Origin of the sequence: Streptomyces phaeofaciens, assembly GCF_014648915.1 — a bacterium.
Taxonomy (GTDB): Bacteria; Actinomycetota; Actinomycetes; order Streptomycetales; family Streptomycetaceae; genus Streptomyces; species Streptomyces phaeofaciens.
Genome location: NZ_BMSA01000004.1, coordinates 300352 through 312295 on the forward strand (window position 1 = coordinate 300352; position 11944 = coordinate 312295).

At 73.2% G+C, this 11944-nt stretch carries 12 protein-coding genes; 6 read left to right on the plus strand and 6 right to left on the minus strand.

The genetic code is table 11. The features are described from left to right. Nucleotides 1-260 precede the first annotated feature (260 nt). From IE275_RS11005 to IE275_RS11015, 3 genes are read left to right on the plus strand one after another with little or no spacing between them, the layout of a single operon-like run. Nucleotides 261-944, plus strand: coding sequence for a HemK2/MTQ2 family protein methyltransferase (locus IE275_RS11005; RefSeq protein ID WP_189710294.1), 684 nt, complete (start codon nt 261-263; stop codon nt 942-944). Continuing rightward, on the plus strand, nt 928-1143 hold the full coding sequence (locus IE275_RS11010; protein WP_189710296.1) for a CDGSH iron-sulfur domain-containing protein: 216 nt from the start codon (nt 928-930) through the stop codon (nt 1141-1143). The genes IE275_RS11005 and IE275_RS11010 overlap by 17 nt, the downstream gene beginning before the upstream one ends. Next, nucleotides 1140-2159, plus strand: coding sequence for an iron-containing redox enzyme family protein (locus tag IE275_RS11015; protein ID WP_189710298.1), 1020 nt, complete (start codon nt 1140-1142; stop codon nt 2157-2159). Before IE275_RS11010 ends, IE275_RS11015 begins: the two co-directional genes overlap by 4 nt. Before the next feature lie 48 nt (nt 2160-2207). Here IE275_RS11015 and IE275_RS11020 read toward each other — a convergent pair whose 3' ends face one another. The 6 genes from IE275_RS11020 to mhpA form a co-directional block, all read right to left on the minus strand. Then, complete coding sequence (locus tag IE275_RS11020) at nt 2208-2546, minus strand: DUF6479 family protein (protein ID WP_189710300.1); 339 nt, start codon at nt 2544-2546, stop codon at nt 2208-2210. 58 nt (nt 2547-2604) lie between these two features. Then, nucleotides 2605-4746 carry a SpoIIE family protein phosphatase gene (locus IE275_RS11025; RefSeq protein WP_189710302.1) on the minus strand — a complete coding sequence of 714 codons (2142 nt, stop codon included), beginning with the start codon at nt 4744-4746 and terminating at the stop codon, nt 2605-2607. Nucleotides 4747-5040: 294 nt separating this feature from the next. Continuing rightward, nucleotides 5041-5424: a DUF2795 domain-containing protein gene (locus tag IE275_RS11030; RefSeq protein WP_189710304.1), complete on the minus strand. Its 384-nt coding sequence runs from the start codon at nt 5422-5424 to the stop codon at nt 5041-5043. A 119-nt stretch (nt 5425-5543) separates the two neighbouring features. Next, nucleotides 5544-6545 (minus strand): VOC family protein, encoded by a 1002-nt coding sequence (locus IE275_RS11035; RefSeq protein ID WP_189710306.1) that lies wholly within the window; start codon nt 6543-6545, stop codon nt 5544-5546. Then, nucleotides 6542-7405 (minus strand): alpha/beta fold hydrolase, encoded by an 864-nt coding sequence (locus IE275_RS11040; RefSeq protein WP_189710308.1) that lies wholly within the window; start codon nt 7403-7405, stop codon nt 6542-6544. Before IE275_RS11040 ends, IE275_RS11035 begins: the two co-directional genes overlap by 4 nt. Nucleotides 7406-7413: 8 nt before the next feature. Then, complete coding sequence (gene mhpA / locus IE275_RS11045) at nt 7414-9054, minus strand: bifunctional 3-(3-hydroxy-phenyl)propionate/3-hydroxycinnamic acid hydroxylase MhpA (protein WP_373299199.1); 1641 nt, start codon at nt 9052-9054, stop codon at nt 7414-7416. Nucleotides 9055-9187: 133 nt separating this feature from the next. On the opposite strand from mhpA, the gene IE275_RS11050 reads away from it, so the two are divergent. From IE275_RS11050 to IE275_RS11060, 3 genes are all read left to right on the plus strand, one after another. Then, complete coding sequence (locus IE275_RS11050) at nt 9188-9820, plus strand: TetR family transcriptional regulator (RefSeq protein WP_189710310.1); 633 nt, start codon at nt 9188-9190, stop codon at nt 9818-9820. Next, on the plus strand, nt 9817-10605 hold the full coding sequence (locus tag IE275_RS11055) for a 2-keto-4-pentenoate hydratase (RefSeq protein ID WP_189710312.1): 789 nt from the start codon (nt 9817-9819) through the stop codon (nt 10603-10605). The genes IE275_RS11050 and IE275_RS11055 overlap by 4 nt, the downstream gene beginning before the upstream one ends. 119 nt (nt 10606-10724) lie before the next feature. Continuing rightward, nucleotides 10725-11774 (plus strand): amidohydrolase family protein, encoded by a 1050-nt coding sequence (locus tag IE275_RS11060; protein ID WP_189710314.1) that lies wholly within the window; start codon nt 10725-10727, stop codon nt 11772-11774. The last annotated feature ends 170 nt before the right edge of the window (nt 11775-11944 follow it).

Genomic DNA, 11944 nt, shown 5'->3' on the forward strand with positions numbered 1-11944 from the left:
CTACCGTCTGAGCTGCCGGGCGAAGGAGAGGTGGGGACGGAACGACGGTAGCCCGAGGAACGCCGGCGGGGATATGGCCGAAGCGCGCCCGACGGCGTGGTTCCGGCCACATCCGCCTCGCGTCACCCGGCGCCGAATGGGCACTCGGCCGCCATGAACGCCGAAGCAGCCGTCCGGGGTGCCCACCGCTACCGGCCGGCGACCGCACCGCCCGGCGCCCCCGAGGGGGCTGCGAGACGCCCCGTGGGCAGAGTGATCCGATGACGGCCGGGACCTGGACCCTCACCCCCGTTCCCCGGCTCCGCTTCTGGATCCCCCGGGGCGTCTACCGCCCGCAGACCGACACCTGGCTCCTGCGGCGGGCGATGCGCCGCGAGTCGATCACACCCTGGACGGATGTCCTGGACCTCGGCACGGGCAGCGGTGTGCTGGCGGTGGAGGCGGGGCGGCTGGGCGCCCGGGTGACGGCGGTGGACATCTCCTGGCGGGCGGTGACGGCCGCCCGGTGCAACGCCCTGCTGAACGGCGCGTCCGTCCGGGTGTGCCACGGCGACCTGGCGACTGCCGTGCCGGGCCGCCGCTTCGACCTCGTGGTCTCCAATCCGCCGTACGTTCCCGCGCCGAACGCCGTGCCGCCCCGAGGCACGGCGAGGGCCTGGGACGCGGGGCGGGACGGCCGGCTGCTGGTCGACCGCATCTGCGACACCGCACCGACGCTCCTGCGCTCGTCCGGAACGCTGCTGGTCGTGCACTCGCACCTGTGCGGCATCGACGACACGGTGGCCCGTCTCGCGGCGGCCGGCCTGCGCGCGGAGGTCGTCGACCGGGCACGGCTGCCCTTCGGCCGCGTCCTGCGGTCACGGCTTCCCTGGCTGCGCGCACGCGGACTGGTGACCAGAGGTACGACCGAGGAACTGGTGGTGATCCGTGCCGAACACACCTGAGCGTCCGCGCCGCGTCCGCGTCCAGCGCAACGGCCCGCTGCTGGTGGAGGGCCCGGTCGAAGTGGTGGGCGAGGACGGCGAGGTGACCGTGTCGAACCGCTTCACGGTGGCGGTCTGCACCTGCCGCCGCAGCCGGACCCTGCCCTGGTGCGACACCAGCCACCGCTGCCGCGACCGGCACCGGGCGGGCCCGGCATGACGAACCTCCGCGCCCCTCGTGGGACGCGCCACCTCCCGCCGCCACTCCCCGAGCCGCGCGGCACGGTCTCCGCCGCGGTGGTGGCGGCCTTGCGCGGGCCGGGGCGGCCCGGTCTCCCGCCGGTCCCCGCGGACTGCGCGGTCTACGGCGACGACCTGCAACTGGCCCTGTACATCCTGTACGAGCTGCACTATCGGGGCTTCGAGGGCGTACCCGAGCGGCTCGAGTGGGACGGCGGTCTGCTGACCCACCGCGCCGCGATCGAGGACCGTTTCCTCGACGCGCTGCGGACCGACGTGCCGCCCGACGGCGCGGGGACGGCCGGGGAGGCACTGGACGCGCTCCAGATCGAACCGGTCGGCGACGACGGCGGCCTGTCGTACTTCCTGCGGAACGAGGGCACATTCGAACAATTGCGCGAGTACGCGGCACTGCGCTCGCTCTACCACCTCAAGGAGGCGGACCCGCACGCCTGGGTCATCCCCCGGCTGCACGGACGGGCCAAGGCGGCCATGGTCGCCGTCGAGTTCGACGAGTTCGGCGCGGGCCGCGCGGACGAGATCCACGCGGAGCTCTTCGCCGACCTGATGGAGGACCTGCGGCTGGACACCGCGTACGGCCACTACGTCGACGCCGCGCCGGCCGAGGCCCTCGCCCCCGTGAACCTGATGTCCCTGTTCGGCCTCCACCGGGCGCTGCGCGGCGCGCTGGTCGGACACTTCGCCGCCGTCGAGGTGACGTCGTCCCCGGCCTCGCGGCGCCTCGCCGAGGCCCTGCGCCGGGTGGGGGCCGGCCCGGCGGCGGTGCGGTTCTACACCGAGCACGTCGAGGCGGACGCCGTACACGAACAGGTCGTACGCCACGACGTGGTCGGCGGGCTCCTGGAGAGCGAGCCGCGGCTGGACGCCGACGTGGTGTTCGGGATCCGTGCCACGGGCTACCTGGAGGACCGGCTGGCGACCCGGCTGCTGGGCGCCTGGCGGGACGGCTGCCCGGTGCTGCCTCTCGGCCGGTGATCCGGGCCGGTCCCCGCTGTCCGGCTCACGGCACGTCGTCGTCTGCGCTCACGAGCCGCCGCCGCGCTCCCATCGGGGGCGGGACTGGTTCTCGCTGCGCCTGCTCGGGTCGTTCCCGAGCTGATGAGGGGTGAGTCGCCCGTTCTCGTCCGCGGCTCGGGGCACCTCGTTCGGCTCCCTCATCTGCCGCTCCTCGTGAACCGGCCCCGACTCGGGCAGTGTGGGCTGGTCCCTGCGCCGCGGTGGGGCGGACTCCCGTCCCCGTACGCGGATGCCGAACCGTACGGACCACACCAGCATCGCCGTGATGAGGAGCCCGAGGGCGACGACGGCGACCGTCCCCGCCCCCGACCCCGCGGCCACCGTCTGCCCAAGTGTCGTGTTCATCGGCGCCGAGTACCCGACACCCGGCGAAGGATGCGGCCGCGCCTCGGCGGCGCCGGGCTCAGGCGAACGGGCCGACGCCGATGACGAGCAGGGCGATGTCGTCGACGGGCGGGGACGCCCCGCGGATGAGGTGGTCGGCGAGGGCGTCGAGGTCGCCGGGGCCGGCGCGGGCGACGAGGCGCGCGAGCGCGGTGATGGCGTCGTCCAGGTCGAGGCCGGGCCGTTCGACGAGTCCGTCCGTGTACAGGACGAGGACGCAGCCCGGTGGCAGGGGGTACTCGACGGCCGTGTAGCCGGCCCGGCGCTCGATGCCGAGGAGCAGGCCGGGCGGGACGCGGAGCACCTCGGTGCTGCCGTCGGCGTGCCGCAGCACAGCGGGCGGATGGCCCGCGCTGGCCAGGCACGCCATCCGGCGGACCAGGTCCAGATGGACGTAGAGACAGCTCGCGAAGCGGTCCGGGTCCAGATCGACGAGCAGGCGGTTGGTCGTGCCGAGGACGTCGGCCGGGGACGCCCCGGCGGCCGCGTGGACGGCGGTACGCACCTGTCCCATCAGCGCCGCGGCGTCGACGTCGTGTCCCTGGACGTCGCCGATCGCGGCGGCGGCGGTGGTGTCGTCCAAGCGGATGAGGTCGTAGAAGTCGCCGCCGACCTCCACCCCGTGCCCGGACGGCCGATAGCGGGCGGCGACGCGCAGACCGGGGAGCGAGGGCAGGTGCCGGGGCAGCAGCGCGGCCTGGAGCTGATGGGCCACGGTGTACTGGGTGTCGTAGAGGCGACCCCGTTCGAGGGCCTGGGCGACCAGGCCGACCAGTGCGGTGAGCGCCGCGCGTTCGGTGGGCGGGAAGTGCTGGGGGCGGTCGTAGGCGAGGACGAGCGAGCCGATGGCGTGGCCGGAGGCGACGAGCGGGAGGAACGCCCAGGACGCCTTGTCGTCCAGTTGGACGGCCTCGGGGTAGGACGCGCGCAGTTCGTCGAAGCTGGTGAAGAAGTGCGGGGTGCCGGTGTCCATGACGCGCGCGGCGGGGGTGTTCGCGCTGAGGGGCAGGTCGTCGAAGCGTGACATCAGCGCGGCGTCGTAGCCGCGGTAGCCGAGGATTCTCAGCCGGCCGTCCCGCGGTGCCATCAGGGCCATGGCCTTGGCTCCGAGGGCGGGCATGAGCTGGTCGGCGGCCTGGTTCACCACGTCCTTCACACCGACGGCCTCGGTGAGCGTGGCGGCCAGGTGCATCAGGTGGTAGAGGAGACCGGCCCGGCCGGGTCCGGCGGCGAGGGGTTCGTCCGCCCCGGACGGGTCGGACAGCCCGGGCGGGTCGGCCGTCGTCAGGGCGGGGCCGACCGGGTTCGCGTCCCACGGTTCGCCCCGGGTGATGCGGACGCTGATCCCGGACGGGTCCGGGTAGAGCTCGAAGACCAGCGGAGTGTCCGGCGGACGCACGGCCCGGAAGCTGGTGGGCTGCTCGCTCACCAGGGCCGACCGGTAGCGGTCCTCGATCTCGGGGACGTCCATCCACGGCAGCGCCTCCCAGGGCAGGGTGCCCACCAGGTCGGCGGTGCCGGCGCCCAGGAGGCGTGCGGCCTCGGGTGTGACGAAGGTGAACCGGCCGGTCACGTCCAGCGCGCACGCCCCGCCCGGCAGTCGGGCGACGAACTCGGCCAGCTCGCCCGACCGGGCCGGAGCGGCGTGGGCCTGCGAAGGGTGCGGCACGATCCGTGGCTCGTCCGGCGGGCGCAGTCCGTCGCGCCCGGCGGTGCGCCGCAGCATCAGGCTCAGCCGACGGCAGCCGATGTCGACGGCCTCCCGCTCGTCGTCCCCGAGCCGCGGCGGATGGGAGCCCGGCCACAGCAGCACCAGCCCGCCGACGATGCCGCCCTGCCCGGCGAGGGGAGCGGCGGCCAGCGCGAAGGCGTACGGCAGGACGAGAGAGGTGCGCGGGTAGCGGCGGGCCATCTCCTCCATGTCGCCGATCCACACCAGCTCACCGCCGCGTACGGCGTCCGCCACGGGAATGGGCTCGGTCAGCCCCACCCGGGCCCAGGGAAGGGCCATTTCGCGGGGTGTGCCGGTGACCGACACCAGCCACAGGGCGTCACCGGACGGCGGCAGGACGTAGAGCATCCCTCGGGACGCCCCGCAGTCCCGGACCACCTCCAGCAGCATCGCGTCCACCGCGTCGGGGGCGGCATCGGCCTGGGCCATGGGCCGGCTCACCCCGTCTCCCGGGCGTCGTCAGGCATCCGCCGGGGCCGCGCCCGCCGGGCCACCGGCCCGGGACGCGTGTCCGGCTCCGGTGGAGCGGCGCCCCACCCCATGGAGCGAAAACCACCCATATATGAACACTAGTCCGTCGCGGAATGCCCCACCGCACGTGGCACGGGCCGCCGGATCCCGGGGGCGTGGGCGGCTCCGAGGAGGATGCCCCCCGTTCGCGGTGGAGAACGCCGGGGGCCGCGGCCCCCGGCACGCTCCTTGCCCTTCGGGGCCGGGGCGCCGTCATCCGCCGCCGCTGCCCACCAGCGCCTCGGCGAGTTCCTGCGCGTTGGCGTAGCGGTCCTTGTGCGGCAGTCGCCGTACGGCCTCGACGAGCTGGTCCGCGGCGTTCTTGCGGCTCAGGTCCCTGGCCAGTTCGCCCGGGTTCGCCGGGAAGGCGCCGCGTCCCAGGGTGCGGCCGAGTTCCAGGCGGACCGTGGCCAGTGAGGCCCGGGAGCTGCCCGGCACCACCGGGCCGCCCCAGATCTGCGGATCGTCCTCGGCGGACGGCTCCGGGTCGTACCATTCCTCGGACCGGGTGGGGTGCCCGGACCGAAGCAGGCCTTGGAGCTCGTGCTTCATCTCCTCGTCCCGGTGCACGCTCAGCCGGTCACTGCCTCGCTGCATGTCTCCCTCCAGATGATCGGGGTCGACCCACCGCGTACCCGTGGCGGGAGCGGCGACACGGAGTCCGTCCGGTTTTCCGGGCCGCCGTCCTGGCCATGGGCCGGCCGCGGCGCCGGGGGTCAGTCGTCGGGTATTCCGCCGCCGCTCAGGGCGGGCACGGTCTTCTCCGGGTGGGCGAGGGACCGGGCGGCGAGGCGGAACTGTTCGAGCTTGTCGACGATGCTTTGACCGACCGGGGTGTGCCCCCAGACGCTGATGCCCTGGTGGGTGCGCGGCTCCCAGGTGGTCTCGTCGACGACGATCGGGTTCCAGCCGACCTCCCACTCGAAGCCCGAGGGGGTGCGGGCGTAGTAGGAGAGTTCCTTGTCGTTGGTGTGCTGTCCGATGGCGAGGGCCATCTCGAAGCCGAGTTCGTGCACGCGCTGGTAGCTGCGGGCGACGTCGTCCAGGGAGGCGGCCTGGATGTTGAGGTGCTGGACGCGGGTGCGGACCGGGTCGACGGGCAGTCCGCGGACGGCGGCGACAGCGATGGAGTGGTGGCGTTCATTGACCCTGAGGAAGCGGATCTTGAGCTTGACGCCGCTGATGGTCTCGTCGATGGAGTCGGTGAGGCGGGCGTCGAAGACGGTGGTGAAGTAGCCGCGCATCAGGGTGGGTCTCGCCGAGGTGATCGCGACGTGGCCCATGCCGGAGTCGCCGGTGACCCAGCCGGACGCGAGCATCCGCAGGGGTTCGGGCGAGGTCAGCGGGGTGGTGTAGATCTCCTGGGTGATGCCCTTCGGGCCGGGGAAGCGCAGCAGGCGTTCGACACCGCGCGCCTTCGCCTCCTCGGCAGTGCCCTCGACGACGGGGACGCCGTGGGCGCGGACGCGGGCCTCGATCCGCTCGAACGTGGTGTGGTCGTCGAGGTGCCAGCCGGTGGCGACGACGTCCTCGGCGGGGCCGCGCCTCAGCAGGAAGCGGCACTCCTGGTCGTCGAGGCGGAAACGCATCAGGCCGGTGTCGAGGTCGTCGTGGTGCATGCCGATGGCGTCGGTGCCGAAGCGGCGCCAGTCGGCGAAGCGGTTGGTCTCGATGACGACATAGCCGAGGTGGACCGCGCCGAAGACCGAGCCGTTCATCGGTGGCCTGCCAGGAAGTCGGCGCACAGCCGGTTGAAGAGTGCGGCGCGCTCGAACTGCACCCAGTGCCCGGTGTTGGCGACTTCGTAGAGGTCGCAGTCGGGCATGCGGGCGGCCAGCATCCGGCCGCCGGAGGGCCGGTTGACCTTGTCGGCCGCGCCCCACAGGACCAGGGTCGGCACGGGCAGCCGGGACAGGCGCCGGTCCCGCGTGAAGTCCATCTTCCACAGGGCGCGCAGGTCCTTCGGACGCTGTAGCGGTGGGTTCGCGACGACTTCGGGGTCGATGCTGTCCCGGTAGCGGGCTTCGATCACCGAGTCGGGCACCTGGGCGGCGTTGAAGACGAGGTGGTTGCGGATGAACTTCTCCAGCTTCAGCCGTGAGGGGCCGTCCCCGGAGTAGTAGTCGAGCAGGCTCCTGAGGCCCGGAGTGGGCAGGGCGCGGGTGGTGCCGATGCCGCCGGGGCCCATGAGCACCATGCGATCGACCCGGTCGGGGGTGTCCAGGGCGAGGCGCAGGGCGCAGGCACCGCCGTAGGAGTTGCCGACGAAGTGGGTCCTTTCCAGGCCGAGCCGGTCGAGCACACCGCGGATGCCGGCGGCGAGGGCGCCGAACGGGTCGGTGAGGTCGATGCCCTTGCCGCTGCGGCCGTATCCGGGCAGGTCGGGCACGATGACCCGGTACTCCTTGGCCAGTTCGGTGATGTTGCGGGAGTAGTTGGAGACGCCGGAGGCGCCCGGGCCGCCGCCGTGCAGGAGCAGGACGGGCGGGCCGTCGCCGGTCTCCGCGGCGAAGATCGTCCTGCCTCCGACGTCGAGCAGGTGCTCCCGCATCCGGGGCAGTTCGGGATGGGTGGTCATGGCGGTCCTCACCGTGCGGTCGTGGCGGTCTGATGCGATGCCGGGGCGAATCCGCCCGGTGGCGGCGGCAGTTGGGCGCCGGCGGGTGCGGCGGCGTACACATAGGCGTCGGGGCGCAGGACCACGGTGGTCACGCGGTGCTGGGTCAGCCACGGCAGCAGGACGTCGTCGCTGTCGACGATCGCCCCCTCGGCCGGCCGCGAGCCCGCCGGCAGGACCGCCAGTGAGGGCACGCCCAGGCGGTCCCAGGCGGAGCGGGGAGTGGGCGGGCCGTGGTGCAGGAGCGTCCAGCGGCTGCCGAGCGCGTCGTCCAGGCGCACGCGCCCACCGTCCGCGGCGGTCACCCAGGGCTGGGGGATCTGGTGCCCGGTCGCCCTGGTGCGCGGGCGGGCCTGGAAGCCGTCGGCGTAGTGGGCGACGGGTATCCAGTTCGCGTCCTGCAGCACGTCGCTGAAGCCTGGCACGCGGGTGAGGACCGGCAGGACGGAGTCGCGCACCCGGGTGACGGCGCGGCGCCGTTCGGTGATGATCCGCCCGACGAACACGGCCCGCCGGGTGACCTCCTTGACGTGCGGCTTGCGTTCGGCCTCGTAGGAGTCGAGGACCGTCTCGGGCAGTTCGCCGCGGAGCACGGCGGCGAGTTTCCAGCACAGGTTGGCCGCGTCCCGTACACCGGCGGCCATGCCCTGGCCGATCCACGGCGGCATCGCGTGGGCGGCGTCACCGGCGAGGAAGACCCTGCCCACCCGGAAGCGGGCGGCGAAGCGCACATGGTGGCTGTAGACGGTGGCCCGCAGGATCTTGATCTGCTCCGGGCCGATGCCGTACCGGGACACCATCGCGTGGATCGCGTCGTCGGTGGTGAGGTGCTTCTCGTCGTCGCCGGGCAGGACGGGGAACTCCCAGCGGTGATGGCCGAGCGGGGTCGGGCAGTCCACCGCCGGGCGGGCCGGGTCGCAGCGGAAGCGCAGCCGGTCGTGGTCCGGCCAGGGCTCGATCATCTCGGTGTCGATGACGATCCAGCGGTCCTCGTACGTCCGTCCCTCGTATCCCACGTTGAGCTGGGCACGACTGAGGCTGGAACCGCCGTCGGCCGCGATCACGTACCTCGCGCGCAGCCGTCGTACGGAGTCGCCCTCGGTGTCCGCCACCGTCAGTTCGACGCCGTCCGCGTCCTGGCGCAGCCGCAGGCACTCCGTGCGCAGCAGCACCTCCACGGTGGGGCAGCGGGCGACGCCGTCCCGCAGGACCTGTTCCAGCGCGGGCTGGTGGATGAACATCTGCGGCGGATGGCCGTGGCCGCGCGGGGCGGGGCGGGCGCTGAGGAAGGTGCGGCCGCGCGCGTCGACGAAGTCGAGCGGGCGCTCGGCGAGCATGTCCCGCTTCAGCCGGTCGGCGAGGCCGACGCGCTGCCAGATCCGGATGACCTCCTCGTCGGTGGAGATCGCCCGGGCCCGGGTGAAGATCTCGGCGTCACGCTCCAGTACGACGACCCTCAGGCCCGCCGCGCCCAGCAGGTTCGCCGCGGTCACTCCCGTCGGCCCGTAGCCGATCACCGCCACGTCGTAGGTGCTGTCCCGCGCCCTGTCCTCCGTTGTGTCGTCGGCTGTTTCGTCGGCTGTTTCGTCGGCTCTGTTCCCGGCACTGATCGCACTCACCAGGCCACCTCACTGTCGTTCCTGTCGCGGCTCTTGCTGTAGCGTTTACTCCAATTGGAACAGTCGCTACGGTAAGCTCGGCGTCAGAGGCGGTCAAGTGCCGCACCACGGGAAGGACACCCCCATGACCAGGCAGGCGACGACGCGCAGAACGCGGGCGAACGGTGTGGAATCGCGGCAGCGCATCCTCGACGCCGCCGTCGAGATCGCCGGCGAACGGGGGTACGAGGGCACGTCCATCGCCGCGGTCAGCGCCAAGTGCGGGCTGCCCGCCAGCTCGATCTACTGGCACTTCAAGGACAAGGACGACCTGATCGCCGCGGTCATCGAGCGCAGCTTCGAGACCTGGCTCACGGCCGTCGAACTCCCAGCCCAGGAGACCGGCACCCCCCTGGAACGCGTCCTGACCATGGCGGCGAACGTCGCCAGATCCCTCGTCGACGCCCCCGACTTCCTGCGCCTCGGCCTGATGCTCGCCCTGGAACGCCGCCCCACCGAACCCCCCGCCCGGGCCGCCTTCCTCCAGGTCCGCGGCATCGCCCGCCGCAAGGTCACCGAGGTGATCCGCGCGCTCCTTCCCGGCCTGCACGAGGACGCCGTGGACACCCTGGCCACGTACGCCGTGGCCGGCGCCGACGGGCTGTTCGTGCAGCGGGAGATCAGCGGCGACACCGTCGACCTGGTGGCGATGTTCGAGCTGCACGCCCGGCTGGTCCACGAGGCGGCGGTGCGCATGGCGTCGGGGAGCGAGAGATGAGCCTGACCGTCGAGCAGCGCGCGGAGGCGGCGTGGCTGCTGCGCATGGCCGAGCACCACGTCACCCCGATCGACCCGCTGTCGGCCCTGCTGCCGGGCCTGGACCCGGCCGACGCCTACGCCGTCCAGCGGGACAACATCGCCCGCCGCCTGGCCGGCGGCGCGACCGTCGTCGGCCACAAGGTCGGCCTCACCGCGGCCGCGATGCGGCGCCTGCTCGGTGTGGACGAGCCCGACCACGGCCATCTGCTGGACGACATGGTCCATCGCGACGGCGCCCTCGTCCGCGCCGCCCGCTACTGCGCCCCGCGCGTCGAACCGGAGATCTGCTTCCGTCTCGCCCGCCCGCTGCGCGGCCCCCACGTCACCATGGCGGACGTCCTCGACGCCACCGACGCGGTCGCACCGGCACTGGAGATCGTCGACAGTCGGATCCGTGACTGGCGGATCACCCTGGCCGACACCATCGCCGACAACGCGAGCTCGGCCGGACTGGTCCGCGGCCCTTGGACGCCTCTCAATCTCGCCCCCGACCTGGACACCGTCACCGCCGACCTGTTCGTCGACGGTGCGCAGGTCACGTCGGGCAGCGGGCGGGACGTCCTCGGCCACCCGGCCGCCGCGGTCGCCTGGCTGGCCGACACCCTCGCCCACCTCGGTACGGCCCTGCGGCCGGGCCAGGTGGTGCTGCCCGGCGCCATGACCACCGCCCCGCCCGTCCGCGCCGGCCAGAAGGTCGAGGCACGCTTCACCGGCCTCGGATCCGTGTCGGTGATCTTCGTCTGACCCGTCCCCGCACGCCCGCCCGCACGCCCGGGAAGAACGTACGCCCGGGAAGAACGTACGTAGACGCGTCCCGTTCCCGACTTCCCTCAACAACCCCGACACGACACAGAGGCCGTCGCATGACCACCGCACCCCGCCGTATCGACGTCCACCAGCACCTCGTCCCGCCGCTCTACCGCGACGCCCTCACCCGGAAGGGGATCACCGAGGCGGGCGGCCGCAGCCTGCCCGACTGGAGCCCCGAGGCGGCCCTGGAGTCGATGGACCTGCTGGGCACCGAGACGGCGATCCTCTCCGTCTCCACCCCCGGCACCACCTTCCTCACGAACCCGGCCGAGGCGGCCGGCCTGGCCCGGCGCCTCAACGACTTCTCGGCCGCCGTCGCCGCCGAACACCCCACCCGCTTCGGCTGGTTCGCCACACTGCCCATGCCCGACGTCCACGCGTCGGCCGACGAGGCCGAGCGGTGCCTGACCTCGCTCGGCGCCGACGGAGTCACCCTGCTCGCCAACCACCGTGGCGCCTATCTCGGCGCCGAGGGCGAGGACGCCCTGTGGCGGGTCCTCGACGACCACGGCGCCGTCGTCCTCGTACATCCGGCAGAGCTGCCCGCACCGCCCGTCGACGGCATCCCGCCGTTCGCCGCCGACTTCCTGCTCGACACCACCCGCGCCGCCTACCTCCTGGTCCGCAACGGCATCCCGGGCCGGTACCCGAACATACGGTTCGTCCTCAGCCACGGCGGCGGCTTCGTGCCGTACGCCTCCCACCGCATGGCCGTCGCGATCGCCGGCGACATCGGCCGCAGCCCCCGCGACATCCTGGACGACTTCCGCGGCTTCCACTTCGACACCGCGCTCTCCTCCAGCCCGGCCGCCCTGCCCACCCTGCTCGCCTTCGCCCGGCCTGGACGCGTGCTGTTCGGCAGCGACTGGCCCTTCGCGCCGAGCGCCGCGGGACAGTACTTCGCCAACGGACTGGACAGCGGCGTCGCCCCCGGCACCCTCGCGGCCGTCAACCGCACCAACGCGGAGGCCCTCTTCCCCCGCCTGGCCGGCGCCGCCCCCGCACCGGCCCCGGCGCGTCCGCTCCCGGCACGTCTGCGCGAGTCCGCGCAGCGAGCCGGCGCACGCCTCGTCTTCAAGCTCCTCCAGCCCGGAGCCCGATGAGAGCCCCGTGACCCTCCGCCCCCGCCGGGAGAGCGGGTGCGCTCAACGGTCTGGATCCGGACGCCCGTGCGCCGCCGGGGCGCGAGTCCCGGTCGTCCGTCGACCTCGCTGATCCAATTAGAGTGGACGCTACAGCAGATGGCCGTTCCCCCATGGTCATGAGTCGTGCA

Coding starts and splice junctions, on each gene's coding strand:
- IE275_RS11050 (WP_189710310.1), top strand. CDS start 9,188: ATGACCAGGCAGGCGACGACGCGCAGAACGCGGGCGAACGGTGTGGAA.
- IE275_RS11035 (WP_189710306.1), bottom strand. CDS start 6,545: ATGAACGGCTCGGTCTTCGGCGCGGTCCACCTCGGCTATGTCGTCATC.
- IE275_RS11055 (WP_189710312.1), top strand. CDS start 9,817: ATGAGCCTGACCGTCGAGCAGCGCGCGGAGGCGGCGTGGCTGCTGCGC.
- IE275_RS11025 (WP_189710302.1), bottom strand. CDS start 4,746: ATGGCCCAGGCCGATGCCGCCCCCGACGCGGTGGACGCGATGCTGCTG.
- IE275_RS11015 (WP_189710298.1), top strand. CDS start 1,140: ATGACGAACCTCCGCGCCCCTCGTGGGACGCGCCACCTCCCGCCGCCA.
- IE275_RS11005 (WP_189710294.1), top strand. CDS start 261: ATGACGGCCGGGACCTGGACCCTCACCCCCGTTCCCCGGCTCCGCTTC.
- IE275_RS11060 (WP_189710314.1), top strand. CDS start 10,725: ATGACCACCGCACCCCGCCGTATCGACGTCCACCAGCACCTCGTCCCG.
- IE275_RS11030 (WP_189710304.1), bottom strand. CDS start 5,424: ATGCAGCGAGGCAGTGACCGGCTGAGCGTGCACCGGGACGAGGAGATG.
- IE275_RS11020 (WP_189710300.1), bottom strand. CDS start 2,546: ATGAACACGACACTTGGGCAGACGGTGGCCGCGGGGTCGGGGGCGGGG.
- IE275_RS11040 (WP_189710308.1), bottom strand. CDS start 7,405: ATGACCACCCATCCCGAACTGCCCCGGATGCGGGAGCACCTGCTCGAC.